Origin of the sequence: Janthinobacterium sp. P210006 (assembly GCF_036231885.1) — a bacterium.
GTDB classification, from domain to species: domain Bacteria; phylum Pseudomonadota; class Gammaproteobacteria; order Burkholderiales; family Burkholderiaceae_D; genus Janthinobacterium; species Janthinobacterium violaceinigrum.
Genome location: NZ_JAZARD010000002.1, coordinates 244,170 through 269,936, shown reverse-complemented (window position 1 = coordinate 269,936; position 25,767 = coordinate 244,170). Strand labels below are relative to the sequence as shown.

At 67.1% G+C, this 25,767-nt stretch carries 23 protein-coding genes; 10 read left to right on the top strand and 13 right to left on the bottom strand.

What is annotated here, in order from left to right; translation table 11 throughout:
- Positions 1 to 162 precede the first annotated feature (162 nt).
- Genes VPH41_RS09620 through VPH41_RS09595 form a run of 6 tightly spaced genes read left to right on the top strand, consistent with a single transcriptional unit; the run spans position 163 to position 4,888 of the window.
- Positions 163 to 930, top strand: a complete 768-nt coding sequence (locus VPH41_RS09620; protein ID WP_328569801.1) for a hypothetical protein — start codon at positions 163 to 165, stop codon at positions 928 to 930.
- Complete coding sequence (locus VPH41_RS09615) at positions 909 to 1,154, top strand: acyl carrier protein (protein WP_152285356.1); 246 nt, start codon at positions 909 to 911, stop codon at positions 1,152 to 1,154. The genes VPH41_RS09620 and VPH41_RS09615 overlap by 22 nt, the downstream gene beginning before the upstream one ends.
- On the top strand, positions 1,151 to 2,011 hold the full coding sequence (locus VPH41_RS09610) for a hydrolase 2, exosortase A system-associated (protein ID WP_328569800.1): 861 nt from the start codon (positions 1,151 to 1,153) through the stop codon (positions 2,009 to 2,011). Before VPH41_RS09615 ends, VPH41_RS09610 begins: the two co-directional genes overlap by 4 nt.
- Positions 2,008 to 2,895: a hydrolase 1, exosortase A system-associated gene (locus VPH41_RS09605; protein WP_328569799.1), complete on the top strand. Its 888-nt coding sequence runs from the start codon at positions 2,008 to 2,010 to the stop codon at positions 2,893 to 2,895. Before VPH41_RS09610 ends, VPH41_RS09605 begins: the two co-directional genes overlap by 4 nt.
- Positions 2,896 to 2,948: 53 nt before the next feature.
- The gene (locus tag VPH41_RS09600; protein WP_328569798.1) at positions 2,949 to 4,184 is read left to right on the top strand and encodes a glycosyltransferase; all 1,236 of its coding nucleotides are present in this window, start codon (positions 2,949 to 2,951) and stop codon (positions 4,182 to 4,184) included.
- Complete coding sequence (locus tag VPH41_RS09595) at positions 4,181 to 4,888, top strand: tetratricopeptide repeat protein (RefSeq protein ID WP_328569797.1); 708 nt, start codon at positions 4,181 to 4,183, stop codon at positions 4,886 to 4,888. The genes VPH41_RS09600 and VPH41_RS09595 overlap by 4 nt, the downstream gene beginning before the upstream one ends.
- Here the strand turns inward: VPH41_RS09595 and VPH41_RS09590 are convergent.
- From VPH41_RS09590 to VPH41_RS09550, 9 genes are all read right to left on the bottom strand, one after another.
- Positions 4,875 to 5,618 (bottom strand): hypothetical protein, encoded by a 744-nt coding sequence (locus VPH41_RS09590; RefSeq protein WP_328569796.1) that lies wholly within the window; start codon positions 5,616 to 5,618, stop codon positions 4,875 to 4,877. The genes VPH41_RS09595 and VPH41_RS09590 overlap by 14 nt on opposite strands.
- Positions 5,619 to 5,634: 16 nt before the next feature.
- On the bottom strand, positions 5,635 to 6,072 hold the full coding sequence (locus VPH41_RS09585) for a DUF6678 family protein (protein WP_152259568.1): 438 nt from the start codon (positions 6,070 to 6,072) through the stop codon (positions 5,635 to 5,637).
- Positions 6,073 to 6,082: 10 nt separating this feature from the next.
- On the bottom strand, positions 6,083 to 7,312 hold the full coding sequence (gene purT, locus VPH41_RS09580; RefSeq protein ID WP_328569795.1) for a formate-dependent phosphoribosylglycinamide formyltransferase: 1,230 nt from the start codon (positions 7,310 to 7,312) through the stop codon (positions 6,083 to 6,085).
- A gap of 112 nt (positions 7,313 to 7,424) precedes the next feature.
- A complete protein-coding gene (locus VPH41_RS09575; RefSeq protein ID WP_442906246.1) occupies positions 7,425 to 7,922 on the bottom strand; it encodes a VOC family protein in 498 nt (165 codons plus the stop codon).
- A gap of 66 nt (positions 7,923 to 7,988) precedes the next feature.
- Positions 7,989 to 9,425, bottom strand: coding sequence for a TolC family protein (locus tag VPH41_RS09570; RefSeq protein ID WP_328569794.1), 1,437 nt, complete (start codon positions 9,423 to 9,425; stop codon positions 7,989 to 7,991).
- Complete coding sequence (locus tag VPH41_RS09565) at positions 9,415 to 10,758, bottom strand: HlyD family type I secretion periplasmic adaptor subunit (RefSeq protein ID WP_328569793.1); 1,344 nt, start codon at positions 10,756 to 10,758, stop codon at positions 9,415 to 9,417. The genes VPH41_RS09570 and VPH41_RS09565 overlap by 11 nt, the downstream gene beginning before the upstream one ends.
- On the bottom strand, positions 10,755 to 12,953 hold the full coding sequence (locus VPH41_RS09560; protein ID WP_328569792.1) for a type I secretion system permease/ATPase: 2,199 nt from the start codon (positions 12,951 to 12,953) through the stop codon (positions 10,755 to 10,757). The genes VPH41_RS09565 and VPH41_RS09560 overlap by 4 nt, the downstream gene beginning before the upstream one ends.
- An 89-nt stretch (positions 12,954 to 13,042) precedes the next feature.
- Positions 13,043 to 16,090 carry a calcium-binding protein gene (locus tag VPH41_RS09555; RefSeq protein ID WP_328569791.1) on the bottom strand — a complete coding sequence of 1,016 codons (3,048 nt, stop codon included), beginning with the start codon at positions 16,088 to 16,090 and terminating at the stop codon, positions 13,043 to 13,045.
- Between the two features lie 241 nt (positions 16,091 to 16,331).
- Entirely contained in the window at positions 16,332 to 17,228 is an 897-nt protein-coding gene (locus tag VPH41_RS09550; protein WP_328569790.1) for a LysR family transcriptional regulator, read from the bottom strand.
- Between the two features lie 110 nt (positions 17,229 to 17,338).
- On the opposite strand from VPH41_RS09550, the gene VPH41_RS09545 reads away from it, so the two are divergent.
- Positions 17,339 to 18,835 (top strand): MFS transporter, encoded by a 1,497-nt coding sequence (locus VPH41_RS09545; RefSeq protein WP_328569789.1) that lies wholly within the window; start codon positions 17,339 to 17,341, stop codon positions 18,833 to 18,835.
- Here the strand turns inward: VPH41_RS09545 and VPH41_RS09540 are convergent.
- From VPH41_RS09540 to VPH41_RS09530, 3 genes are all read right to left on the bottom strand, one after another.
- Positions 18,817 to 19,353, bottom strand: coding sequence for a hypothetical protein (locus tag VPH41_RS09540; RefSeq protein ID WP_328569788.1), 537 nt, complete (start codon positions 19,351 to 19,353; stop codon positions 18,817 to 18,819). The genes VPH41_RS09545 and VPH41_RS09540 overlap by 19 nt on opposite strands.
- A 97-nt stretch (positions 19,354 to 19,450) precedes the next feature.
- The gene (locus VPH41_RS09535; protein ID WP_328569787.1) at positions 19,451 to 21,031 is read right to left on the bottom strand and encodes a methyl-accepting chemotaxis protein; all 1,581 of its coding nucleotides are present in this window, start codon (positions 21,029 to 21,031) and stop codon (positions 19,451 to 19,453) included.
- A 280-nt stretch (positions 21,032 to 21,311) separates the two neighbouring features.
- Positions 21,312 to 21,746 (bottom strand): hotdog fold thioesterase, encoded by a 435-nt coding sequence (locus VPH41_RS09530; protein WP_328569786.1) that lies wholly within the window; start codon positions 21,744 to 21,746, stop codon positions 21,312 to 21,314.
- A gap of 144 nt (positions 21,747 to 21,890) precedes the next feature.
- Between VPH41_RS09530 and lpxO the strand changes: the two genes are divergently transcribed.
- The 3 genes from lpxO (at position 21,891) to fdx (ending at position 23,664) form a co-directional block, all read left to right on the top strand.
- On the top strand, positions 21,891 to 22,790 hold the full coding sequence (lpxO, locus tag VPH41_RS09525; RefSeq protein WP_152259182.1) for a lipid A hydroxylase LpxO: 900 nt from the start codon (positions 21,891 to 21,893) through the stop codon (positions 22,788 to 22,790).
- An 81-nt stretch (positions 22,791 to 22,871) separates the two neighbouring features.
- Complete coding sequence (locus VPH41_RS09520) at positions 22,872 to 23,270, top strand: DUF6331 family protein (protein WP_328569785.1); 399 nt, start codon at positions 22,872 to 22,874, stop codon at positions 23,268 to 23,270.
- A 61-nt stretch (positions 23,271 to 23,331) separates the two neighbouring features.
- Complete coding sequence (gene fdx, locus VPH41_RS09515) at positions 23,332 to 23,664, top strand: ISC system 2Fe-2S type ferredoxin (RefSeq protein WP_328569784.1); 333 nt, start codon at positions 23,332 to 23,334, stop codon at positions 23,662 to 23,664.
- A gap of 44 nt (positions 23,665 to 23,708) precedes the next feature.
- Here the strand turns inward: fdx and VPH41_RS09510 are convergent, their stop codons facing one another.
- A complete protein-coding gene (locus tag VPH41_RS09510; protein ID WP_328569783.1) occupies positions 23,709 to 25,757 on the bottom strand; it encodes a M13 family metallopeptidase in 2,049 nt (682 codons plus the stop codon).
- Positions 25,758 to 25,767: the final 10 nt, after the last annotated feature.

Sequence of the window (25,767 nt, the reverse complement as noted above, 5' to 3'; positions counted from 1 at the left end):
GGGACAAACGGGCGCGGCAGTGTTGATTTTTATCAAGTAAGCGCCTCTCGCGGCGGGCGGCGCCCCATCGGGAACAATGCTTGAGGCTGCGCAACGTCGGTGCCCCGCCCCTGCGCTCTAATGGACAGCGTTGGCTGCATAGCCGCCCCCTCCCAGACCGCCATGGCCCGCGACGCCCATTTCCCCCGCTTGCAACGGCTTGCCGCCAGCCTCCGGCAACTGGGCTGGCGCGACAGCGCCTGGCTGGCCGTGGCGCGGCTGCTGGCGAGGGTGCCGGGCGGGCGCTGCGCGCTGCACCGCTACCAGTTCGTGGCGCAGGCCGTGGCGCCCGGCTCATTGTGCCGGGGACGCGGCCAGTCGATCCAGGTCACGCCCTGCCTGGCCGAAGCGGACTTGCCGGCCGGCCCCATGCGCCGGCCCGGCGTGCTGCGCGAACGCTACCGCCAGGGCGCGCAATGCCTGGTGGCGCGCGGCGGGCAGCAGCCGGACGCCGCCATGGCCGGCTGGATCTGGCTGCTGCGCCACGGCTGCCAGGAGGACGAGGTGCGCGCCCGCTATGCGCTGGCGTCCAGCCAGTCCTCGTGGGACCTGGACGTGTGGGTGCATCCCGCCCAGCGGGGCGGCCTGGTCTTCGCCCGCCTGTGGGAAGAAGCCAACGCCATGCTGTACGCGCAGGGCGTGCGCTGGTCGTGCAGCCGCATCTCGCGTTTCAACCGCGCCTCGCTGGGCGCCCATGCGCGCCTGGGCACGCACGCGCTGGGCACGGCCACCTTCGTGCGCTGCGGCCGCTGGCAATGGATGGCCGCCAGCCTGCCGCCCTATCTGCACCTGTCGCGCCACCCCGGCGATATTCCCTGCCTGGCCTTCGATACGTCTTCCCTGCCGCACTACCCTTCCCTGGAGCTGACATGCCGCATCTTGAAGCAGTAAAGCACATCCTCGACACCACCCTGGGCTTGAACGGGCGCGCGCTGGAAGCCCGCACGCCGCTGCTGGGCAGCGTGCCGGAACTCGATTCGATGGCCGTGCTGGGCGTGATCGCCGCGCTGGAAGACCATTTCGGCATCGCCGTCGCCGACGACGACATCCATGCGCGCCACTTCGCCACCGTGGGCACCTTGCACGACTTCGTGTCTGCAAAGCTGCGCCGATGAGCCATACCACCACCGAAGCGCTGCCGCTGCTGCCCTTCTTCCTGCCCGCCAGCGGCGGCCAGCGCTATTGCCTGCTGCACCTGCCGCCGCCGGGCCGCAGCGCGCGCGGCGGCATCGTCTACGTCCATCCATTTGCCGAGGAACTCAATAAAAGCCGCCACGTGGCCGCCGCGCAGGCGCGCGCCTTTGCCGCCCTCGGCTACAGCGTGCTGCAGATCGACCTGTTCGGCTGCGGCGACAGCAGCGGCGACTTCCACGAAGCGCGCTGGGATATCTGGCACAACGACCTGCACCTGGCTTGCGCCTGGCTGGCGCAGCGCGTCGACGGTCCCCTGACCGTGTGGGGCTTGCGCCTGGGCGCCTTGCTGGCCCTCGATTTCGCCGGCCGCGCCCAACTGCCGCTGGCGCGCCTGCTGCTGTGGGAGCCGGAACTGGACGGACGGCGCAGCATCGACCGCTTCCTGCGCCTGCGCCTGGCGGCGGGCATGCTGGCCGGCGCCGCGCGCGAAGCGCCGGGCCAGGCGCGCGCCGCACTGGCGCACGGCGACGCCGTGGAAGTGGCCGGCTACCTGCTGGCGCCCGGGCTGGCGCACGCCATCGACGGCGTCAGCGCCGCCGCGCTGCTGCCCGCCATGCCCGTCTACTGGCTCGATTACCGCGCGGCGGACCAGTCGGGCGCCTGGTCGCCGCCGCTGCTGGCGCGGCAATGGCGGGAACGGGGCGCCGCCGTGCACGTGGCCAGCTTCGATGACGGCCCGTTCTGGCACAGCGGCGAACTGCTGGCGTGTCCGCAACTGCTGTACGCCACGCGGGAACTGTGCCGCGACTGGCTCGACGAGGAAAGGCCGCCGCCATGAAACGCGACGACAGCCAGCCGCACCCCGCGGCGCACGCCGTGCGCCAGCTGGCCCTGCGCTTTCGCAGCGATGCCGAAGACGACGGGTCGCAAGCGCGCCTGGTCGGCATCCTCAGCCTGCCTGCCGCGCCGGGCCCGCGCGGCGTTCTGATCGTCACGGGCGGCCCCCAGTACCGGGTGGGCAGCCACCGCCAGTTCGTCCTGCTGGCCCGCGCCCTGGCCGCGCAAGGCGTGCCCGTGCTGCGTTTCGACCTGCGCGGCATGGGCGACAGCGAAGGCGCGCCGCGCGGCTACCGCGCCGCCGGTCCCGACATCGCGGGCGCGCTGGCGCAGTTCTTCGACGCCGTGCCCTCGCTGCGCGAAGTGGCGCTGTGGGGCTTGTGCGACGGCGCCACGGCCGCCGCCTGCCATGCGCCGCGCGACGCGCGCATCACCGCGCTGATCCTGCTCAACCCGTGGGTGCGCGGCAGCGCCGGCCTGGCGCGCGCCACCCTGCGCCACTATTATCTGCGCCGCCTGCTGCAAGGGGCCTTCTGGCGCAAGCTGGCGGCCGGCGGCATCAGAGTGGGCGCCAGCCTGGCATCGCTGCGCCAAGTACCGGCCGCCACGCAGCGGCAGGCGGCGCAGGAGGACGACGCGCCCGCGCCGGCCCTGCTGCGGGCGCTGGCGCACTTCCAGGGCAAGGTCTTGCTGATCCTCAGCGGCGAGGACCTGGACGCGCGCGAATGGCAGTCCCTGTTCGACGGCGATCCGGCCTGGCGCGCCGTGGCCGCCCGCGGGCACTGGACGCAGGCGCAGGTCGATGGCGCCAACCACACGTTCGCCAGCGCCGCCTGGCGCGGCGAAGTCGAACAGCTGTGCGCACGGTGGCTGCAGTCATGGTAGCGAGCGCACCGGACGCGGCCCGACCGAGCGCGGCCCGGCCAAAACGGGTATTGATGATCGCCTACCATTTCCCCCCGCTTGCGGGCGGCAGCGGCATCCTGCGCACCGTGGGCTTTGCGCGCCATCTGCCCGCCTGCGGCTGGCAGCCGCTGGTGCTCAGCCCCAGCGCCGGCGCGTATGCGCAGCGCGACGATGCGCAGCTGGCACCCGCCACCGTGCGGCGCACCGTGGCGCTGGACGCGGCGCGCCACCTGGCCATCGCGGGGCGCTATCCGCGCTGCCTGGCGCTGCCCGACCGCTGGAGCTCCTGGTGGCTGAGCGCCGTGCCGGCTGGCCTGCGCATGATCCGCGAATACCGCCCGGACGCCATCTGGTCCACGTATCCGATCGCCACGGCGCACCTGATCGCCATCACCCTGCAAAAGCTGAGCGGCCTGCCGTGGATTGCCGACCAGCGCGACCCCATGCTCGACGACAGCGATCCGCTGGCGCCGTATCCGCCCGAAGCGCGCCTGCGCCGCGTGCATGCGTGGATAGAACAGCGCATCGCGGCGCGCAGCGCGGCCATCGTCTGCACCACGCCGGGCGCCATCGCCGCGCACGAAAGACGGCTGGCGCAGGTGGCGCGCGCGCGTTTCCACCTGATCGAGAACGGCTACGACGACGATGGCCATGAGCATGACGGCGCCTCTGAGCGGACGGGCCCGCGCGGCCGCTTCCTGCTGCTGCACAGCGGCGTGATCTACCCGTCCGAGCGCGATCCGCAAGCGCTGTTCCAGGCCCTGGCCCGGCTGCGCCAGGACGGCGTGCTGCATGCGCGCAATTTCCAGCTGGTGCTGCGCGCCACGGGCCACGATGCGTGGCTGGCCAGCCTGCTGGTGAAATACGGCGTCCTCGACCTGGTGCGCCTGGAACCCTTGCAGCCGCACGGCGCGGCACTGCGGGAAATGCAGGCTGCCGATGGTTTGCTGCTGCTGCAGGCGGCCAATTGCAACGCGCAGATTCCCGCCAAGCTGTATGAATACCTGCGCAGCGGCCGACCCATCCTGGCGCTGACGGACCTGGCCGGCGACAGCGCAGCCACACTGCGCCGCTGCGGCATCGACACCATCGGCCAGCTGGCTTCCAGCAGCGACTGCGCGCACGCCCTGCTGCGCTTCCTGGCACTGGCGCGCCAGGGCCGCGCGCCGCTGGCCAGCCCCGCTACCGTCGCCCTGCACTCGCGGCAAGCCCGCAGCAACGCCCTGGCCCAGTTGCTGGACCAGGTCAGCCACAGGAGAAGCGCATGAAACGCCCGATACTTGCCTGCATCCTCGCCGCCTGCTGCGCCGGCGCCGCTGCCGATTGTCCGCCCTACGTCAAGCACACGCCGGGCGGCGACTATACGAGCGCGGAAGACCGCGACGGCCTGGCCGTGGTCGAGAAATTCCATTTTTCGCGGGCCGTGGAAACGCTTGCGCAGGGCTTGACGGGCAGCCTGGGCGCCGACATCAGCTACACGCTCGAGCACTTTCCGAATCACCACAGGGCGCTGGCCTCGATGGCAAAACTGGGCTTGCGCCTGAAAAGCGCGCAGCCCGTCGGCGCCCGCTACACGGTCAGCTGCTATTTTGAGCGGGCGATCGCCTTCGCGCCGCACGACGTGACGGCGCGCATGGTGTTCGGCAACTACCTGCTGGCCACGGGCCAGGACGCGGCGGCGCTGGAACAGCTGGACGCGGCCAGCCGCCTGGCGCCCGACCAGGCCACCATCCAGTACAACCTGGGCCTGATGTACGTGAAAAAGAAGGAATACGAGAAAGCCAGCGCGCACGCGCAAAAGGCCTATGCGCTGGGCTTTCCCCTGCCGGGGCTGAAGAACAAGCTGAAGGCGGCCGGCAAATGGCGCGAACCGCCGCCCGCGCCTCCCGCCGTTACCGTGGACGTTGAAGCGGCGGCCACGGCACCCGCGGAACCGGCCATGCCGCCGGTGGAAAAACCTAGCGGGGAATGACGGCCGGCCGCTGCGCCACGCTCAAATGCCCTGTCGGCGAGGCGGCCAGCGCGGCGGCCAGGTCGCGCCGCGATTGCGCCTTGTCGGCGGCATTGCCGATATGCGCCATTTCCGCCGGCTGCAGCACGGCGGCGGTGAGCAGCATCACTTCGCCATATGGCGTGCCGAATGACGGGGGGATCGTCGCCGTGCCCTGGGCCAGCAGCACGCCCATCTGTCCGTGTTCATCTTCCAGGCCTGTCGGCGCCTCCTGCACGTCCAGCACCATCGACACGCTGCCATGGCGCTGCACCAGCAAATCGATGGAGCCGTGGTCGGCCACGTTCTGGCTGATCTGGTAGATCGCATCGAACAGCCATGACTGCGCCACGGCCTGGCCGTCGAAGGCGGACAAGGGCGCCTCAATGCACACTTCCAGCAAATGCCCGCGCGGGACGAAAACGTCGTCATCATCCTCGAACGGGTCGCTCAAGCCGTCGCTGGCGAGAATGACGGTGTCGGCGCGGCGGATCACGCGCCAGGCCTGGCGCAGCGACGGCCAGCGGGGGCCGCCCATGAAGGCGGGATTGACGAGGGGCGCCAGCACGTCGGCGTCGACGTCGCCCAGGGTGGCATAGAAGGCGTCGCGCGCGGCGCAGGCCGTGGCCAGCATCTGCGCGCCCGCTGCCTTGCCGACGACGGCGTCGTCCGGTTGCGGTACTTGCGGAATAGCGTTTTCGTTTTGAGACATGGCGATACTCTTCAAATTAGTCGGCGGGGGGAAAGTCTTCGTTATTGCGGGGCAGATAGCCCCAGATGCGCGCCACCCGGTCGCGCACCTCGAAATCAAAGCCGATGCGTGCCAGTTCGGGCACGATCCACACGCCATGGTCGATGATTTTCCTGGGCAGCAGCATGCCCACGTGTTCTTCCGAATACAGGCTGATGTCGAACCATTCCACACCCATGAACGGAAACGGCGGGTGGTAATCCCATTCCGTATCCCAGCGCGATACGTAGCCGGTGACGGAGCCGTAGCGGTAGGACGGCACCCAGTCCGTGCGCCCGCGCATGAAGGCCAGCAGTTCGTTCCACTTGCAGTCGTTGGCAGCACCGGCCAGGTTGCGCCGCGCGATGTGGCCGCGCAGCTTGCGCTTGATGTCATCGCCGCCGGCGTCGGCCAGCGGCAGGCTTGGGTCGGCCATCACGCCACCATCAGCGGGCGACCGGCTTGACTTTGGAGGCGGCCAGCACGGCACGTTCGCGGGCCGTGCCGATATCGTCGGCCGTGGCCAGCGCCACGCCCATGCGGCGGCGGGCAAACGATTCCGGCTTGCCGAACAGGCGCAGGTCCGCGCCCGGCACGCGCAAGGCGTCGGCCACGCCTTCGAAGGCGATGCCCTTCGCTTCGACCTGGCCATAGATGACGGCCGAGGCGGCGGGCGAACGCAGCGCCACGTTGACGGGCAAGCCCAGGATGGCTTTCGCGTGCAGTTCGAATTCGCTCTGCGCCTGGCTGGCCATGGTCACCATGCCCGTGTCGTGCGGACGGGGGCTCACTTCCGAAAACCACACCATGTCGTCCTTGACGAACAGCTCCACGCCAAACAGGCCCAGGCCGCCCAGGTTGTCCGTCACCTTGCGGGCGATGTCGCGCGACCGCTCGAGGGCCAGCGGCGCCATGCGGGCCGGCTGCCACGATTCCACGTAGTCGCCCTGCACCTGCAAGTGGCCGATCGGTTCGCAGAACTGCGTCTCGACCTGGCCCGAGGCGCCCACGGCACGCACGGTCAGCAAGGTGATTTCATAATCGAAGTCGATGAAGCCTTCGACGATCACGCGGCCCGTGTCGACCCGGCTGCCGCTGGCCGCATACGCCCACGCCGTTTCCACATCAAGCGCGCTATCGAGCTTGGACTGGCCCTTGCCAGACGACGACATCACGGGTTTCACGACGCAGGGAAAGCCGATTTCCTGGCAAGCCGTTTGCAATTCCTGCAGGCTGCTGGCGAAACGGTACGGCGACGTGGCCACGCCCAGGGTTTCGGCCGCCAGGGTGCGGATGCCTTCGCGGTTCATCGTCAACACGGCCGCGCGCGCGTTCGGGATGCACGTGATCTGCCCCGCCGCTTCCAGCGCCGCCAGGGTGTCCGTGGCAATGGCTTCGATTTCCGGCACGATCAGATCCGGCTTTTCCAGGTCGATCAGCGCAGCCAGGGCCACGCCGTCGCTCATGTCGATCACGTGCGAGCGATGGGCCACGGGGTGGCCCGGTGCGTTCGGGTAGCGGTCGACGGCGATCACTTCCACGCCCAGGCGCTGCAGCGAGATGATCACTTCCTTGCCCAGCTCACCGGAACCCAGCAGCATCACTTTGATGGCGGTGGAAGACAGGGGCGTGCCGAAGGTGCGGGGCGCGATGGTGCTGCTGGTGCTTGAGGTCATGGCAGAGTCTGTAGGCGGATGGAAAGATGGCTGGGACTATAACAAATGCCGGCCATCTTGGACAGGGCGCGCCGCTGCCGTGCGGCCCCGTTTCCCAGCCCGGCGGGCTGCGCTAGCCCGCGTACGCCCGCTTGATCTGCTCGATGTCGATCTTTTTCATGCCCATCATGGCTTTCATCACGCGCTGGGCCTTGACGGGGTCGGGGTCCGTCAGCAGGCGGATCATGATGGTGGGCACGATCTGCCACGACACGCCGAACTGGTCCTTGAGCCAGCTGCATTGCTGGGCTTCCGGCGGCCCCCCTTCGGACAGCAGGTTCCAGTAGTGGTCGACCTCGTCCTGCGTTTCGCAATTGACCTGGAACGAGATGGCTTCGGAAAACTGGAACAAAGGGCCGCCGTTCAAGCCCGTGAACGTCTGGCCATCCAGCTCGAAGGCCACCGTCAAGACGCTGCCCGGCTCCTGGCCGTGGATTTCCCTGCCCTCTTCGCCGTAGCGCAGGATCTGGCCGATCTTTGAATTGGGAAATATTTCCGTGTAAAACCGGGCTGCCGCCTCGGCGTTGCCGTTGAACCATAAACATGGGGTAATCTTTTGTACGCTGTGCATGATGTCTCCCTTGGTCGAAGCAGAACACCTTCCCTGTGCGGGAAGGCCAGTGTCCCATCATAGTCACTATTGCGCCGTCAAGGCGCGCAATTTGCCGCCTGCGCCGCCGCTTTTGCCACTTTCTTGCGCGATATCGCCGCGCCCCAGCATGCCGGCGCTGGCCAGCAGGCGCAAGCGGGCCGAGCGCCATTCCGCCTGGCAACGGATGCGTTCCTGCTGCGCTTCCAGCAGCGCCGACTGCGTAGTGAGCATTTCCAGGATGTCCGCCGCGCCCAGGCCGAACTTGCGCTGCACGCTGGCCAGCGCATCCTGCGCCGCGTCCAGCCACGTCTGCGCGGCAGTCAGGTTGGCCAGGGCCGTGCTTGCCTCCGCATGCGTCCTGACCAGGTCCATCAGGGTCTGCTGCTGTACTTCCTGCGCCTCCGCTTCCCTTTGCTCGGCCTGCGCCTGCGCGCCGCGCACCTTGTAGTGGCGCGCAAAACCGTCGAACAGGGGGATGTTGAGCGAGATGCCCACCAGGGTTTCGCGCGTGGAGGCAGGCGACAAGCCCTGGTTGGGGCGGCCGTTCTGGTACATATTCGCCGTCAGGTCGATGCTGGGCCGGCCTTCGGAACGGGCCACGGCCACCCGTTCGCGCGCGGCCGCCAGCTGCGCCTGCGCCGCCACGATGGCCGGATGCCGTTCGCGGGCCTGTGCCAGCCAGGCGTTCAGGTCTTCGCGCAAGCCCGCGTTCAAGCCCGTCCCTGCGCCATCCCCGTCGTCGTCCACGAGCACCGCCGTATCGGCCGGCAAGCCCAGGGTGTACACGAGCACGGCGCGGGCCTTGCGCTCGTCGCCGTCGGCGCGGCTGGCGCCCAGCGCCGCCTTGGCCAGCGCGCTCGTCGCTTGCAGCGTGTCGCTGTGCGAGCCCAGGCCCCGCTGCGCGCGCCGCTGCGTCGCCTGCACCGTTTCCTGGGCCAGCGCCTCGTATGCCTGCCGCATCCGCACGCTGGCGCGCGCCGTCTGCGCGTCGAAATACGCGCTGACCGTCGCCGCCAGGGTCTTTTGCAGCACGGCGTCGCGGTTGGCCAGGGCCGCATCGAGCAAGGCCTGGGCCGAACGCTGGCCCGCCGCGCGCCCGCCAAAGTCAAACAGACGCCAGGACAGGCTGAGCGAACCCGTATTGCTGGCCAGGCTGCTGGAAGCCGTTGCGGCGCCGGGATAGGCCGTGCGGTCATGCACGCGGCTCAGGCTCCCATTCAGGGTGGGCAGATAGGCGGCCTTCGCTTCGCCCACGCCGGCCGCCTGCAGCCGGATGCCGGCCCAGGCGCCGTGCACCTGGGCGTTGCGGCACAGGGCCAGGTCGACGGCCGCCGGCAGGCTCAGTGGCAAACTCAGTTGCACCTCGGCCCCATAGGCGGACGCGCATGGCGCGGCGGCGAGCTCCTGCGGCGGCTGCGCCCGCACGGGCAAGGCCCCCAGCAAGACGGCGGCCAGCAAGGCGGCGCGGCATCTAGCGTTCATGCAGCGCCTCCTTCTGGTGCTGCACCAGCGGCGACAGCACGTATTCGATCACCCTTCGCGTGCCCGTGCGGATTTCCGCGCGCACGGCCATGCCGGCCGACAGCGGCACCACTTTGCCGTCGATGACGATGGCCGGCTGCCGCAGCGTGATCCTGACGGCGTAGACGAGGCCCTTCTTCTCATCCTCGATGGCGTCGCGCGATACGCTGCTGACGACGGCGGGCACGGTGCCATACTTGGTGTAGTCGAAGGCATCGACCTTGATGGCGACCGCCTGCCCTTCCTGCACGAAGCCGGCGTCGCGGTTTTCCAGCATGGCGTCGATTTCCAGCCGCCCCTGGCGCGGCACGATCTGCATCAGCGCCTGCGCGGCCGGCACCACGCCGCCCACCGTATGCAGCTTGAGCTGCTGTACCGTGCCGTCGACGGGCGCCGTCAAGCGCAGCAGGCTGCCGCGGGCGCCGGCGCGGCGCGCATCCTGGCCGCTGGCGGCCGCCACCCTGGCGCCTTCCGCCAGCGCGTCGTACGCATCCTTGCGCGTCTGCGCGACCAGGGCCGCGCGTTCGCTGCGGGCCGACGCCAGCTGGCCCGCCAGGTCGATGCGGGCCTGTTCCTTTTCCAGCCACGCGTGTTCGGCCACGTCGCGCGTGGCCGCCAGCGCCCGGTAGTCGGTGGCGCGCTGCACCGCCAGCGGCAGCGCCTGCGCATAGCGGGCGATTTCGCCATCGAAATGGGCCAGCCGGGCGCGGAAACTCGCGTACTGGCCATCCACATGCGCCTGCGCGGCGGCGACGTCGGCGGCGGAAGCCTCCGCGGGCGGCGCCAGCTTCGGCGCGCGTACGCTGTCGACGGCGGCGATCAGCGCGCGCGAGCGGGCCATCTGCAGCGCGGCCGCCACGGCGTCGCCGGCCGCCTTGTCGCGCTCGGCGTCCGGGCCGCGGCTGTCCAGCTCCACCAGCAGATCGCCCGCCTTCACGGCCTGCCCCTCCCGCACGTGCAGGGCGCGCACGGCGGCCACGTCGACGGAAGCGATGGTCTTGGTGTTACCGGACGGAATGATCTTGCCCGCCGCATTGACGATGATGTCCACCTTGCCGAAGATAGCCCACAGCACCACGCAGCCGACCAGCAGCATCAGCACGCGCGCCGTGAAGCGCAGCGACGGCGACACGGGCCGCTCCTGCAGCGCCAGCGCGGCCGGCAGGAAGGCCGCCTCGTCCTCGCTCAGCACGGGCCCGCCCAGGGTGGCGCGGATGCGCCAGCTGTGCCGCAGCACCTGGCCGTAGCGTTTGAACAGCTCGCCATACGCGGCGACACGGTGGCCGGCGCTCATGCGGCGCTCCCCGTCGTTCCCTGCTGCAAGCCATACAGGTGGGCGTAGATGCCGCCGGGCCGGGCCAGCAGCGCCGCGTGGGTTCCCAGCTCGGCCACCTGCCCCCGCTCCATGACGACGATGCGGTGCGCCTCGCGCACGGCCGACAGGCGGTGGGCGATGATCAGCACGGTGCGCCCCGCGCAGATGCCCCGCATATTGTCCTGGATGATTTTTTCCGACTCGTAGTCGAGCGCGCTCGTCGCCTCGTCGAAAATCAGGATGCGGGGATTGCCGACGAGGGCGCGGGCAATGGCGATGCGCTGGCGCTGGCCGCCCGACAGGCCCGTGCCGTGTTCGCCCACCATGGTGTCGTAGCCTTCAGGCAACTCACAAATGAAATCGTGGGCGCCCGCCAGTTTCGCCACGGCGATGACGGCGTCGATGGGCAGCGCCGGGTCGCTCAGCGCGATATTGTCGCGCACGGAGCGGTTGAACAGGATGTTTTCCTGCAGCACCACGCCGATCTGGCGCCGCAGCGACGCCGTATCGATGACGGCGATATCCTGCCCGTCGATCAGCACCCTGCCCCGCTCGGGGATGTACAGGCGCTGCGCCAGCCGCGTCAGGGTGCTCTTGCCGGAGCCGGAACGCCCGACGATGCCGATCACCTCGCCGGGCGCGATGGCGATCGACACGTCGCGCAGCACCTCGGCCGCGTCGGGCCGGTAGCGGAAACCCACCTGCTGGAAGGCGATGGCGCCCGCGATGCGGGGCATGCGCGCTTTCTGGCCGCCCCCGTTCAGACCGCCGGTTTCCGTGCGGGCATTGAGGATGTCGCCCAGCCGGCTCATGGAAATGCCCACCTGCTGGAAATCGTTCCACAGCTGCGCCAGGCGCAGGATGGGCGAGGCCACCTGGCCCGCCAGCATATTGAAGGCCACCAGCTCGCCCACCGTCATCTTTCCATCGATGACGAGGGTGGCGCCCCACCACATGATGGCCGCCGTCACCAGCTTGCTGACGAGGGTGACGCCGCCGCTGGCCAGCATGCCGATATTGTTTGCCGACAAGCCCGCCGACACGTAACCGGCCAGCTGTTTTTCCCACTGCTGCTGCCAGCGTGGCTCGACGGCCATGGCCTTGACCGTGTCGACGCCGCTGATCGTTTCGACCAGGAAAGACTGGTTTTCCGCGCTGCGGTTGAATTTGTCGTTCAATCGCCCCCGCAGCACGGGCGTGAGCAGCATCGACAGGGCTGCGTAGACGGGAATCGAAGCGAGCACGATCACGCTCAGCGCGGCGCTGTACCACAGCATGGCGGCAATGAAGATGAAGGAAAACAGCACGTCGAGCACCAGGGTCATGGCGTTGCCGGTGAGGAAGGAGCGGATGCTTTCCAGTTCATGGATGCGGGCCACGGAATCGCCCACGCGGCGCGCCTGGAAATACGCGATCGGCAAGGCCAGCAGGTGGCGGAACAGGCGCGCACCCAGCTCCACGTCGATCTTGCTGCTCGTGCGCGCAAAGACATAGGTGCGTATCTGGCCCAGCACGGCCTCGAAGACGATGGCGCACACGAGGCCGATGGCCACCACGTTCAGGGTCTGCATGGCATGGTTGACCAGCACCTTGTCCATCACCACCTGGAAAAACAGGGGCGTGGCCAGGCCGATCAGTTGCAGCACGAAGGAAATCAGCAGCACTTCGCCCAGCAGCCGGCGGTATTTGACGATGGCGGGGATGAACCAGCTGAAGTCGAAGCGGGCCGTCTCGCCCGCATAGCTGGCCTTGCTGGTGAAAAAGATCAACTCGCCCGTCCAGGTGGCGAGGAACGCTTGCAGGCCGAGGATTTGCGGCGGCTGGCCCGGATGCTGGATCAGCAGCTTCGCCATGCCCGCCCCGCTGTCTTCGACCTTGCCGAGGATAAAGAAACGGCCGTCCGTATCGATGGCGATGGCCGGCAGCGGCGCCTGCGCCAGCCGCGTCAAGGGCTGGCGCACCAGCTTGGCCGTCAGCCCCAGCTGTTTTGCGGCCAGCAAAATGGTTTGCCGCGTGAACACGGCCTGGCCGTAGGCGTGCTTGAGCTGGGCGCCGTCGGCAGGCACGCCATGCAGGCTGGCCATCAGCAGCAGCGACAGCAAGCCCGTGTCGGGCGAGGCGGATTCAAGGGGCGGCGTATCGTGGCTATGGGAAGTTGCGGGAAGTGCGCTCATCGGATCATGTCAAAAAATCAATGGCGCAGCCTGGCCGGCACGTGCAAGGCCGGCCAGGCTGCGTAAGGGGTGATACGGCTAACCAGGCATCAGTGGGTTGCCGCCAGCTGGATCTGCGCCGACGCAGCGCCATGGCCCGACCACGGGGCCGATGCAGCGGCCGGCACGGCAAAGCCGGCCATGGCTTGCACCAGCTGCGCCGTATCGGCTTGCCAACCGCCGCTGCCGCCCTGGCTGGCTACGCCCAGCTGCAGACCCGCGCGCCAGTTCTGCGCCAGCACCGGTGCCAGGGTAGCGGCCGTGCCAGCAGGCAAAGTAAGCTGGCCCAGAGGCGGCGGCGTCAGGCCCGCCATCGCCTGCACGAGGTTTTGCACATTGTTGCCCAGCAAAACGCGGCCATCGGCCATGCGGAATTCCTCGATGCGCACCGCCGAGTCCGAGTACCAGTTGTTGATGGTGATCTTGTCCGTCGTGCCGATGGTGCTCACTTCCAGGTGCACGCCCACCTGGCGGAACCACAGCTGCTCGGCATTGACGCCGGCCAGGAAGGACACGACGTCGTGGCTGCCGGCCTCCACCACCTCGGCGATGATGTCGGCCCCGTCGCCGCGGGCGAAGATATAGGTATCGTTGCCCGCAGCGCCAGCCAGGGTATCGTCGCCCTTGCCGCCCTGGAAGGTATCGTTGCCCAGGCCGCCAAAGAGGATGTTCCTCAACTCATTGCCGATCAGTACGTCGTCGAACTTGCTGCCGATGAGAGTATTGAAATTGGCCAGCACGTCGACACCGGGATGCGCAGTCATGGGACCGCCTGCCGGTGCGAAGACCGCCGTCACGCCCGCAGTGGCACCCGAATAGTTGACCGAGTTGCCCGCGCCTGCGCCGTCGAGCACGTTGCCGCCCGGGGTTTCCACGTAAAAGACGTTGTTCGTGTAGGCGCTGCCCGTCACCGTCAGGCCGGCGCCGTTCAGGCGCACGTTTTCCACGTTGTCGGCTACCGTGTAGTTGACGCTGGTGTACACGGTATCGTTGCCGCCGTTGCCCCGCTCGACGATGAAGTCGCCGCCGTGGTTGACGTAATACGTATCGTCGCCGCCCAGGCCTTCCAGCAGGTCGGCGCCCGCGGACCCCGTGAGGATGTCGGCGTTCGCCGTGCCCGTGAAGGTCTGTCCCGTGGGCTGGGTGGGGCCGTTGAAGTGCCAGGCCTGGGCCAGCACGGGCGCCAGGGCGGCGGCCGTGCCGGCCGGCAGGGTCAGCTGGCCCAGCGGCGGCGGCGTCAGGTTCGCCATCGCCTGCACCAGCAGCTGCACATCGGTGCCGCGCATGACGTGGCCGGCGGCCGTGCGGAATTCCTCGATGACGGGCGTGGCCGCCTTCCAGTCGCGGATGGTGATCTTGTCCGTCGTGCCGATGGTGCTCACTTCCAGGTCCGCCCCCACCTGGCGGAACCACAGCTGGTCGATATTGACGCCCGCCAGGAAGGCGATGGCGTCGTAATTGGCTTCGCCGGTCGACTCGGCGATGATGTCGGCGCCGTCGCCGCGCCCGAAGACGTAGATATCGTCGCCCAGGCCGCCGACGAGGAAATCGTCGCCCTTGCCGCCTTGCAAGGTATCGTTGCCCAGGCCGCCGGACAGGGTGTTGCCCAGCTCATTGCCGGTGAGCACATCGTCATAGCCGCTGCCCGTCAGGCTGGAAAAATTGAGCAGCACGTCGCCGCCCGGGCGTGCCGCGGGGTTGTCGTTGCTGGAAATCATGGTGGCCGTCACGCCAGCCTTGGCGCCCGCATAGGTGGCGCTGGTGTTCACTCCCGTGCTGCGCAGCACATTGCCGCCGGCGACATCGACGTGGAATACGTTACCGCTGCCATTGCCCGTCACCGTCAGGCCGGCCGCAGCCACATGCACTTCTTCCACGTTGGCGGCCAGCGTGTAGTCGACCGTCGTGTAGACGGTGTCGCGTCCGCCTCCCGCCTGTTCGATGACCACGTCGCCGCTGTGGTTGACGTAATAGATATCGTCGCCAGCCAGGCCCGCCATCACATCGGCACCCGCCGTGCCCTTGATGATGTCCGGGTTCGCCGTGCCGACAAAGGCGCCGTTGCTGGGCTGGTTCGGGCCCTCGGTGCGCCAGTTCTGCGCCAGCTTTGGCGCCAGGATGGCGGCGAGGTTGTCCGGCAGGGTCAGCTGGCCGGCCGGCGGCGGCGTCAGGCCCGCCATGGCCTGCACCAGGTTTTGCACGTCGCTGCCCAGCAGTACGCGGCCGTCGGCCGTGCGGAATTCCTGGATGCGGGGCGCCGAGCCGACGACATACCAGCCGTTGACGGTGATCTTGTCGGTGGTGCCGATGGTGCTCACTTCCAGGTTCGAGCCCACCTGGCGGAACCACAGCTGGTCGGCGCTGACGCCGGAGAGAAAGGACACCACGTTGCGGCTGCCCGCCTCATCCGTCTCCATGATGGAATCGGCGCCGTCGCCGCGGGCAAAGATATAGGTATCGTCGCCCTGCAGGCCCGCCAGCAAATCGTCGCCCTTACCGCCTCGCAAGATATCATTGCCCAGATTGCCGACCAGGGCATTCTTGAGATCGTTTCCGGTCAGGACATCGTCGAACTTGCTGCCGACGACACTGGCGAAATTGAGCAGCACGTCGCTGCCGGCAGGCGCCGTTTGAGGGACATTCGGCGTTGCCAGGGTCGCCGTCACACCCGCGCTGGAACCGAGGTAGTTGACCGAGTTGCCCGTGCCGCCGCCGTCAAGCACATTGCCGCCGGCCACGTTGACGTAAAAGATATTGTTGGTGTTGACGCTGCCCGTCACCGTCAGGCCGCCGGCCGTGAGGCGCACGTTCTCGACGTTCTCGGCCACCGTGTAATTGACGCTCGTGTACACGGTATCGGTGCCGCCGTTGGCCAGCTCGACGATCACATCGCCGCTGTCGTTGACATAATAGGTATCGTCGCCCGCCAGGCCTTCGAGCACGTCGGCGCCCGTCGTGCCGGTGAGCACATCGGCGTTCGCCGTGCCCACGAAGCGCTGCGGGGCTGCCGCGACACTGTTCAGGTATGCCTCGAGGGCGGAAACGCCATCGTCGCCGGCGGCGGAAACGGTAGATGCAGGTGCAAATTGCTTGGTCATGTTGCAGTGTCCTGTCGTTAAGCTGAAAACATCAAGGTTGAATAAGCCGGCGCGAGCCGGCATCGGGCAAAAGTCCCGGCCGCATGCGGTCCGGGCCTTTCGGCGCATGGACGGCGCGGCTGAGCATCGCCTCGCATGCACCCCCTACTGACGTTCAAACGGGAGAAACACTGTTATTTGTCATGCAAATGTCACACTGCACGACGGTGTAGCATGGTGAGTAATCTGCCCTCGTTCCAGGCTAGGCGCCGAAAGTGCGGCCCTGTAGCTGTTCCACCATGAAATCAATGAACACGCGCAAGCGCGGCGGCATGTGGCGGCTGGCGGGCCACAGCAGCCAGAATGCCGTTTGCGCCTGCGTATGCTCGTCCAGCACGCTTTCCAGCTGGCCCGCCGCCAGCTCGCGTCCCACGGTAAAGGCGGGCAGATAGGCGATGCCCTGCCCTTGCACGGCCAGGTAGACGCGCATTTCCACGCTGTTGCACACCATGCCGGGCGCCGGCGGGACGGCTTGCCCCATCGCCTCGCCCAGCGGCCACTGTTCCAGGCGGCCCGTGGCGGGAAAGCGGTAGTCGAGGCGCTGGTGCCGCAGCAGCTCGGACGGGTGCGCGGGCCGGCCGTGGCGCGCCAGGTAGGCGGGCGACGCCACCAGCAGGCGGCGGAACGTGCACAGCTTGCGCTGCGTCAAGCCCGAGTCCAGCAGCGCGCCCGTGCGCACGACGGCGTCGAAGCCGTCGCTGACGACATTGACCAGGGTATCGGAGAAATCGAGGTCCAGCTCGATGGCGGGATACGCTTGCATGAAGGCGGCGATGGCCGGCTCGAACAGGCCGCTGTAGCGGGGCAGACTGATGCGCAGACGGCCGCTCGGTGCGCTGCCGGACTCGCTCAATTCCCGCTCGGCAGCTTCCACCTCGGCCAGGATGCGCTTGCAGCGGTCGAGGAACTTTTCCCCTTCCGCCGTCAGCGCCAGATGCCGCGTGCTGCGCTGGAACAGGCGCGCGCCCAGCCGCGCCTCCATGCGCGCCACGCTCTTGCCCACGGCCGACGACGACAAGCCCAGCAGCCGGCCCGTGGCCGAGAAACTGCCGCTGTCGGCCACGTGTACGAACATGGCGATACCGCCGAGACTATCCATGCGATTCCCCATTGAAGATAAATGTGTCCGATATGTTGATCAGTTTAGCCCATTTTTCTTCAATGCCAGGCGCGCCATACTTGCCGCTCCTTCTATCCGAACCGACTTCCATGCCCTCTTCCCCACGTTTGACGCTTGCCCTGCAAGTGCTGGCCGCCTGCCTGACGGGCTTGCTGATACCCCTGTGCTTCACGGGCCCGGCCGTGGCGCTGCCCGCCCTGGGCGCCGAATTGCGGGGCAGCGCCGCCGCCCTGAACTGGGTCATCAATGCCTACATCCTCAGCTATGGCAGCGCCATGATGGTGGCCGGCAGCCTGACGGACGTGCTGGGCCGGCGCCGCGTCTGGCTGGCGGGCCTGGCCCTGTTTTGTGCGGCCACCCTGGCCATCGCCGTGGCCCCGTCCGTCCCGCTGATCGCCATGCTGCGCTTCGTGCAGGGCCTGGGCGGCGCGGCCGCGTTCGCCGCCGCCATGTCTTCGCTGGCGCCCCTGTTCCACGGCGCGGCGCGCAGCCGGGTGATGAGCATCTTGGGCACGACGTTCGGCCTGGGCCTGGCCTTCGGCCCGCTGGCGGCCGGCGCCATGCTGGAACTGGCCCGCTGGCCCGCCATCTTCTACGCCACAGCCGCGCTGGGCGCCATCGGCGCGCTGCTGGTGCTGGCCAGCGTGCCGGCCGATGCGCCCCGTGCCCAGGGCCGGCTGGACTGGCCCGGCGCCGTCAGCTTCAGCGGCGCGCTGTCCCTGTTGACCCTGGGCATGCTGCTGGCGCCCGAACATGGCTGGCGCAGCGGGGCCGTGCAGCTGTCCCTCGCCGCGTCGGCGTTGCTGTTTTGCGTATTTGTAGCCGTCGAACGCAGGACGGCGCAGCCCTTGCTGGACTTGACCCTGTTTCGCCAGCGCCGCTTTGTCGCCGTGCAAGTGCTGGCCGCCTCGCCCGCCTTTTTGTTCATCGTGCTGATCGTCATGCTGCCGGGGCGCTTCATCGGCATCGATGGCGTGTCGCCGCTGGCGGCGGGCCGCCTGATGGTGGCCCTGGCCGCCCCTTTGCTGGTCGTGCCCATGCTGGCGGCGCTGCTGTTGCGCTGGGTCCAGGCCGGCACCGTGTGCGCGGCGGGATTGCTGCTGGTTGCCGCCGGACTGGCCTGGCTGGCGCAGGTGCTGGGCAACGGCGGCGCCGCGCTGGCGGGACCGCTGCTGCTGGTGGGCGCCGGCATCGGCTTGCCATGGGGCTTGATGGATGGCATGGCCCTGAACGTGGTGGAAACGCAGCGGGCCGGCATGGCGACGGGCATCTTCAATACCGTGCGCATCAGCGCCGATGGCGTGGCGCTGGCCCTGGCGGGCGCCGTGCTGGCCAGCCTGATCGGCACGGCCTTGGCGCGCCAGCTGCCCGCCGGCCTGCCCGTGCTGGCTGCCGCCAGCCGCGCCGCGCTCGGTGATATTCAACAAGCAACACAGCTGCTGGGCGGCCAGGAAGCGCTGCTGCGCGCCAGCTATGACGCCGCCTTCCGCCATTTGCTGCATGGCTTGGCGGGGCTGGCCGTGGCGCTGGCGGCGCTGGTGCCGTATTTGCTCAGGAAGGACGGGCCTCAGGCATCGAGGCCATAGAAAACGGCCACGAGGATGGCGATGTTGTTGCAGGCGCGCGCAAACGCCGTCGTCGCATAGGCGGCCGCCACGCCGGGCTCGCGGTAGCGCAGGTAGACAAAGCTGAACATGGCGCCCGACCCCAGCGCGACGATGGCGTGCAGCAAGCCGCCGCTGATGAAATGCACGATGCCCCACAGCACGGCGCCCAGAAAAATGCTCAGCTGGCGGCTGGCGCCCAGGCGCTTGAGGATTTCCAGCGGCAGCAGCTGGCCCAGGAAGGTTTCCAGGATGGGAGAATAGATGACGACCCAGAATACCAGCAGGGGCAGCGACATTTCGCGCTTGAACCTGGCCAGGCCCGTGTGCGCGCCCCAGTATTCGGGCGGCAACAGCCATTTGGTGAGGAAGAGGATGGCAAAGCACAGCAAGCAGGTGAGCAAGCCCCAGCCGAGGCCGGCAAGGGCAAGCTGCAGCACGGGCGGCGCCGGTTTGTCGTCGTCCGGGCTGGAGAGATCATGGCTGCTGCGCACTTGCATGAGAAGTCCTGGCGGTGATCCAGCTCTCATTGTAGCGCGGAATACGACTATTGGCGCGTGGCTGTCGGCGTGCCGCGCGCCGCCCTGCCGTGCGGCCTCAGGCCGCCAGGCGCAATGGGCCGTTGGCCGGCCGGGCCAGCTTGAAGATGCCCACTTCCTGTTCCAGCTGCGCCGCCTGCTGCTGCAACTCGTGGGCGGCGGCCGCCGCCTGTTCCACCAGGGCCGCGTTTTGCTGGGTCACCCGGTCCATATCGACAATGGCGCGGTTGACTTGCTCGATGCCGGCGCCCTGCTCCTGCGTGGCGTGGCTGATCTCGGCCATGATGCCCGTTACCCGGCCGATGCCGGCCACCACGTCATGCATGGTGGCGCCTGCCTGCTCGACGAGCAGGGTACCCGTGCCCACCTTGCTGACGGAATCGTCGATCAAGGCCTTGATTTCGCGCGCGGCGGCGCTCGAACGCTGGGCCAGGCTGCGCACCTCGGTGGCGACGACGGCGAAGCCTCGACCCTGCTCGCCGGCGCGCGCCGCTTCCACGGCCGCATTCAGGGCCAGGATGTTGGTCTGGAAGGCGATGCTGTCGATCACGCCGATGATGTCGACGATCTTGTTTGACGACGCATTGATCAGGCCCATGGTATGCACCACTTCGGCCACGGCCTTGCCGCCCTGCTCCGACACGGTCGACGCTGCGCGCGCCAGGCGGTTCGCCTGCTGGGCGTTGTCCGCATTCTGGCGCACGGCGGAAATCAGTTCTTCCATCGACGACGCCACTTCTTCCAGCGAGCCGGCCTGCTGTTCCGTGCGCTGCGACAGGTCGCGGTTGCCCGTGGCGATCTCGGTCGATGCCGTGGCGATGCTTTCCGTGCCGTGGCGCACCTTGCCGACGATGGCGGCCAGGTTGTCGCGCATGGTCTTGATCGCGAACAATAAGCTGCTGTCGTCGCCGTGGCGCGTGTGCACGTCGATGGCCAGCTCGCCGAGCGCGATGCGCCCGGCAATCGAAGCCGCATAGGCGGGTTCGCCGCCCAGCTGGCGCAGCAAGCCCCGCGTGATGACGGTGGCGACGGCAATGCAGATGAGCACGCTGAGCGCGGCCAGCACGCCGATCCAGCGCAGGGACTGGCCATAGATGGCGCGGGCATCGATGCTGGCCTGCTCCGATTCGCGCTGCACGTTTTTCAGGACGGTATCGATGTCGGCGACGATCTGGCGCCGCAGGGGGCTGCATTCCTCGACGAGGAAGGTGCCGTACTGCTCCATCTGCCCCGTGGCGCGGAACTGGCGCGGACGCAGCAGTTCCTGCGCCATGGTTTTCAGGCCCGTGCTGACTTTTTCGAACTGGGGGTCGCCGGCGAACTGGGGCGCCAGCTTGGCCAGCGCTTCCAGGTACAGCGCCTTCTGGCTGTCGAGGATGGCCAGCTCTTTCTCGGCGGCAGCCTGGTCATGGAAGATATATGCGTTGCGGGCGGCCAGGCCCGTCTGGTCGAGCGCTTCGCGCGCCACATACAGGGGGTCGAGTTTTTCCAGCTGTACTTTGTCTTGCGCGTCCATGGCGCCGGAGATGGCGCCGATGCGCAGCAGCGCGAAAGCGGCCAGCACCAGCATGAATAAAACCAGCAGCCCGAAGCCTGCGCTCAGGCGCGCGCCTATCGTCAAACGATTGAATGACATCATTGTTGTTATTGCCCTGTAATAAAGTTGATTGTTGCCGGTTCGGTCAGCACTTCAGTACTGCCAACCGGCGATCTGCTCGCCGTCGTGTTGCCTTTCCTGCGTGGCGCAGGATGGTTCTCTAACTGGCGTTTTTTGGGCAGTCAGCTTCTAAATTCGGGCAATGCAGGCGCGCGGGACATGCCCTGCGCCATACAACAGCACACTGAATTATAAGCGAACAGCGTTACGGATGATTCCACGCGCTCACTTTTAATGCCTTGATGCATATCAAAAAAGACAATCAACTGTTCCTGGGAGCATCGATGACGGCCATGGTGATGCGCGAAATGCAGCACAGTTTGCCATCTGCATCGACGATGCGGATTTCCCAGACCTGGCTGGTGCGGCCCCGGTGTATCGGCGTGGCGCGCCCCGTCACGTGGCCGCCCCGCACGCCGCGCACGTGGTTGGCGTTGATTTCCTGCCCCACGCTCACGTGGCGGCTGGAATCGAGGCAGGCATTCGCGGCCATGCTGCCCAGGGTTTCGGCCAGCAGGACGGACGCGCCGCCGTGCAGCAGCTTGAACGGCTGCATGGTGCGGTGGTCGACGGGCATGGTCGCTTCGATCCAGTCGGGGCCGAACGCCGTGAATGCGATGCCCAGGTGGCGCATGGCCGTGCCCTCGCTGGCGGCGTTGAGCGTGTCCAGGTCGAGCGGTGCGTGCCAGATTTCCATTATTACCTCGGATCAGTGTGAAGAAAAAGATATTGTAGGGCAGCCCGCACGCACGCGCTGCTTCATCTTTCCTTCACCGTGGCACGGGGTGGCGATGGCATTAACTGGTTATAATTGCCCCATTCTTAAAAAACGAGGTTGTGTATGAAGTGGGCCTTGCTGGGCATTTTTGTATTTTCTGTTTTACATATTCATTTTCGTGGCAAGGTGCGCCTGCCGTTCCGCCGCCAGATCTTCGATCACTCCTCGTTCATGGCGCCGCTGAACCTGTTCATGCACACTTTTTCCAAGGTGCCGGCCACGCCATATCTTTCCGTCGATCAATTTCCGGAACTGGCGCCCCTGCAGCAGAACTGGCAAATCATCCGCGATGAAGCGCTGCGCATGCAGGAAATGAAAAAGATCAAGGCAGCCGAAAAGAACAATGATGTGGGCTTCAATTCCTTCTTCAAATATGGCTGGAAGCGTTTCTACCTGAAATGGTATGACGCGAACCACCCGTCGGCACAGCAGATGTGCCCGCAAACCTATGCGCTGCTGCAATCGATTCCCTCGATCAAGGCCGCCATGTTCGCGGAACTGCCGCAAGGCGGCAAGCTCAACCCGCACCGCGACCCGTTCGCCGGCTCCCTGCGCTACCACCTGGGCTTGCAGACGCCCAACGACGACCGTTGCTTCATCGACGTCGACGGCGAGCGCCACAGCTGGCGCGACGGCCAGGCCGTGATGTTCGATGAAACGTATATCCACTGGGCCCGCAACGATGCCGACAGCGACCGCATCATCCTGTTCTGCGACATCGAACGCCCGATGCGCTACCGCTGGGCGCAAGCGCTGAACCGCTGGCTGGGCCGCAACCTGATGACGGCCGCCGCCTCGCCCAACGAACTGGGCGACCAGGTGGGCGGCGTCAGCAAGCTGTTCCAGATTTCCTGGACCATGGGCCAGTACCGCCGCCGCTTCAAGGCGTGGAACAAAACGGCCTACCAGGTCACCCGCGTGGCCCTCGTCGTGGGCGTGGTGGCGCTGATCTACTTTATCTAGGCGGCGCTCCGCCCCCATCAAAAAAACCGCCTTCGGGCGGTTTTTTTATAATGCGACACACAGACCAGGAGAATTTGCAGAATGACCGAACGCGACCGCCAGCACGATATCCAGATTGCCGATGACCGATGGATCGAATTCATCGACCTCGCGGGACGCTACGACCAGGCTATCGACCTCGATGTACTGCTGGGGGAACTGTGGCCGCTGATTTACCGGCTGGAAACGCATTGCGCGGCCGGCTGCTGCGGCATCGATGCCTACGACTTCACGCGCGAAGCCGTGGACGCGGCGCTGGCCGAACTTGATCGCGCGCAAATGCGTGACGCCTGCGCCGCGGCCAGGCGGGCCGTGACGGCGGCCGACGGCGATGTCTTGACGAGTGCCGCGATGAATCACTATGCGGATAAACGCGTGATCCTGCAATTGCTCGATCACCTGGACGCTTGCATCGCCGCGCGCGATTCCACGGGCGCTTGACCTTGCCAAGGCGGGAAGGTCCAAGGTAGCGGCATTGACCGATAACCGAGGAGAATCGACCATGCCCAGGATCACCGTCCTGCCCCACCCCGAACTGGCTCCCGATGGCGCCGTGTTCGACGCGCCCGAGAACATGAGCATCTGCGATGCCTTGCTGCGCCATCGGATCGACATCGAGCACGCCTGCGGCCAGGTGGGCGCCTGTTCCACCTGCCACGTGGTCGTGGTGCAGGGTTTCGACTCGCTCAACGGGCTGGGCGACAATGAAGAAGACATGCTCGACCAGGCCTGGGGCTTGCAGCCCCGCTCGCGCCTGTCGTGCCAGGCCCGCGTGAGCGACGAAGACCTGGCGGTGGAGCTGCCCAGGTACACGCTGAACCACGCCAAGGAGTAATCCCCGGCGCGGCTGCGCCACCCTCCTACCTGCTTGCTACCTGCTTACCACATGATTACGCGCTGCTCGGGCGGCAGATACATCGGGTCGCCCGGCTTGATGCCGAACGCTTCATAGAAGCCGGGCTGGTTCATCACCGTGCCCTTGGCGCGGAATTCGCCAGGAGAATGCGGATCGCTCTTGATCTGCGCGATCGCCGCTTCCGGACGCAGTTTCGCGCGCCACTTCTGCGCAAAGCCGATGTACAGGCGCTGTTCGCCCGTCAATCCGTCCAGCACGGGCGACGGCTTGCCGCCCAGCGAACGCTGGTACGCCTTGTAGGTGATCGACAGGCCGGAATTGTCGCCGATGTTTTCGCCCAGGGTCAGCTCGCCGTTGATGTGGTAGCCCGGCACGGGGCTGTAGGCGCCGTATTGCTTGACGAGGCCGGCGGCCAGCGCCTTGAAGGCTGCGCGGTCTTGCGCCGTCCACCAGTTGCGCAGACGGCCCTTGGCATCGTACTGGCTGCCCGAATCGTCGAAGGCATGGCTGATTTCATGGCCGAAGGTGATGCCCAGCAAACCGTAGTTGACGGCGTCTTCCGCTTTCACGTTGAAGAATGGGGGCTGCAGGATGGCGGCCGGGATCGTGATCGCATTGAGGGCCGGGCTGTAGCTGGCGTTGACGGTTTGCGGCGTCATCGACCATTCGTCGCGGTCCACGGGTTTGCCCAGTTTTTCCAGGTTTTGCTGACGGCCCCAGACACGCGCGGCCCGCACGTTGGCGACCAGGTCGTTCGGCTGCGTCTGCATGGCGCTGTAGTCGCGCCATTTATCCGGGTAGGCGATCTTCGGCTTCAAGGCTGCCAGCTTGAGCTGGGCTTCCTTCTTGGTTTCCGGCCCCATCCAGTCGAGCTGCTCGATGCCATCCTTGAACGACGCGACGAAATTGTCGAACATGGCCATCACGCGCGGTTTGGTTTCCGGCGGCAGGTACATTTCCACGTAGCGCTTGCCCACGGCGTCGCTGATGGCGCCATCCGTGAAGCGCAGCGCCAGCTGCCACTGCGGTTCGCTTTGCGGCACGCCGCGCAGCACCGTGCCTTCAAAGGCAAAGCGCTCCTTGACGGTGGCGCTGTCCAGGTAGGATGCATAGCTTTCGATGATGCGCCAGTTCAGATAGCTCTTCCACGATTCCAGCGGCACGGCCGTCACGGTCTCGGAAAAACCCTGGATGAAGCTGGGCTGGCGCACCACGGCCAGCGTAGCCTTCGGCGCCAGGCCGGCAGCCGTAAAGTAGGCGTTCCAGTCGAAGGCCGGCGCCAGCGCGCCGAACTTGTCGAAGTCGACGCGGTTGTACGATTTGACGGGATCGCGCATCTGCACGCGCGTCCACTGCGCTGCCGCCAGGCGGGTCTCGATGTCGAGGATCTGCGCCGCATGTCCGGCAGCAGCCTTGTCGCCGCTCATGGCCAGCATGGTCTCGATATGCTTGAGGTATTTCTCGCGCACGGACTTGAGCTTGGCGTCGTCATCCTTCAGGTAATAGTCGCGGTCCGGCATGCCCAGGCCGGACTGGCTCACGTTGACCGTGTAGCGCTCGGGGTCCTGCGCATCGGGGGCCACGCCGGCCGAAAACGGCGTCTGGATGCCGTTGCGCTGCAAATAGGCAAACAGGGCCGGCAATTCCTTCTTGTCGCGGATGGCCGCGACGCGGGCCAGTTCGGCGCGCAGGGGCTTGAAGCCGGCCGCATCGCGCGCCTTTTCGTTCATGAAGCTCGTGTACAGGTCGGCGATCTTGTGCGCCTCGCTGCCGGGCTTGCCGGGATGCTTCAGGGTGGCGTCGATCAGGCCGCGCAACTGGCCCTGCGCGATTTCGCGCAATTCGATATACGTGCCCCAGACGGATTTGTCGGCCGGGATTTCCGTATTGCGGGTCCACACGCCATTGACGTAGCCGTAGAAATCATCCTTGGGGCTGACGGCCGGGTCCAGGGTTTTCAGGTCGATGCCGGAAACCGGGGCGGCAGGCTGGGCCGCTTGCTGGGCATGCAGCGAGGGCGAGGACAAGGCGAACAAGGCGCAGCAAGCGGCGCTGATGAGTGAGCGTTTCACGAAGATTCCT

What these genes read in the sequence shown, in the direction of transcription:
- purT (WP_328569795.1), bottom strand. Translation starts at nt 7,312, where the DNA reads ATGACCTCAAGCACCAGCAGCACCATCGCGCCCCGCACCTTCGGCACG.
- VPH41_RS09605 (WP_328569799.1), top strand. Translation starts at nt 2,008, where the DNA reads ATGAAACGCGACGACAGCCAGCCGCACCCCGCGGCGCACGCCGTGCGC.
- VPH41_RS09530 (WP_328569786.1), bottom strand. Translation starts at nt 21,746, where the DNA reads ATGGAAATCTGGCACGCACCGCTCGACCTGGACACGCTCAACGCCGCC.
- VPH41_RS09565 (WP_328569793.1), bottom strand. Translation starts at nt 10,758, where the DNA reads ATGAGCGCCGGCCACCGTGTCGCCGCGTATGGCGAGCTGTTCAAACGC.
- VPH41_RS09540 (WP_328569788.1), bottom strand. Translation starts at nt 19,353, where the DNA reads ATGCAAGTGCGCAGCAGCCATGATCTCTCCAGCCCGGACGACGACAAA.
- VPH41_RS09610 (WP_328569800.1), top strand. Translation starts at nt 1,151, where the DNA reads ATGAGCCATACCACCACCGAAGCGCTGCCGCTGCTGCCCTTCTTCCTG.
- VPH41_RS09550 (WP_328569790.1), bottom strand. Translation starts at nt 17,228, where the DNA reads ATGGATAGTCTCGGCGGTATCGCCATGTTCGTACACGTGGCCGACAGC.
- VPH41_RS09620 (WP_328569801.1), top strand. Translation starts at nt 163, where the DNA reads ATGGCCCGCGACGCCCATTTCCCCCGCTTGCAACGGCTTGCCGCCAGC.
- VPH41_RS09590 (WP_328569796.1), bottom strand. Translation starts at nt 5,618, where the DNA reads ATGTCTCAAAACGAAAACGCTATTCCGCAAGTACCGCAACCGGACGAC.
- VPH41_RS09615 (WP_152285356.1), top strand. Translation starts at nt 909, where the DNA reads ATGCCGCATCTTGAAGCAGTAAAGCACATCCTCGACACCACCCTGGGC.
- VPH41_RS09585 (WP_152259568.1), bottom strand. Translation starts at nt 6,072, where the DNA reads ATGGCCGACCCAAGCCTGCCGCTGGCCGACGCCGGCGGCGATGACATC.
- fdx (WP_328569784.1), top strand. Translation starts at nt 23,332, where the DNA reads ATGCCCAGGATCACCGTCCTGCCCCACCCCGAACTGGCTCCCGATGGC.
- VPH41_RS09520 (WP_328569785.1), top strand. Translation starts at nt 22,872, where the DNA reads ATGACCGAACGCGACCGCCAGCACGATATCCAGATTGCCGATGACCGA.
- VPH41_RS09595 (WP_328569797.1), top strand. Translation starts at nt 4,181, where the DNA reads ATGAAACGCCCGATACTTGCCTGCATCCTCGCCGCCTGCTGCGCCGGC.
- lpxO (WP_152259182.1), top strand. Translation starts at nt 21,891, where the DNA reads ATGAAGTGGGCCTTGCTGGGCATTTTTGTATTTTCTGTTTTACATATT.
- VPH41_RS09570 (WP_328569794.1), bottom strand. Translation starts at nt 9,425, where the DNA reads ATGAACGCTAGATGCCGCGCCGCCTTGCTGGCCGCCGTCTTGCTGGGG.
- VPH41_RS09600 (WP_328569798.1), top strand. Translation starts at nt 2,949, where the DNA reads ATGATCGCCTACCATTTCCCCCCGCTTGCGGGCGGCAGCGGCATCCTG.
- VPH41_RS09575 (WP_442906246.1), bottom strand. Translation starts at nt 7,922, where the DNA reads ATGCACAGCGTACAAAAGATTACCCCATGTTTATGGTTCAACGGCAAC.
- VPH41_RS09560 (WP_328569792.1), bottom strand. Translation starts at nt 12,953, where the DNA reads ATGAGCGCACTTCCCGCAACTTCCCATAGCCACGATACGCCGCCCCTT.
- VPH41_RS09555 (WP_328569791.1), bottom strand. Translation starts at nt 16,090, where the DNA reads ATGACCAAGCAATTTGCACCTGCATCTACCGTTTCCGCCGCCGGCGAC.
- VPH41_RS09545 (WP_328569789.1), top strand. Translation starts at nt 17,339, where the DNA reads ATGCCCTCTTCCCCACGTTTGACGCTTGCCCTGCAAGTGCTGGCCGCC.
- VPH41_RS09535 (WP_328569787.1), bottom strand. Translation starts at nt 21,031, where the DNA reads ATGATGTCATTCAATCGTTTGACGATAGGCGCGCGCCTGAGCGCAGGC.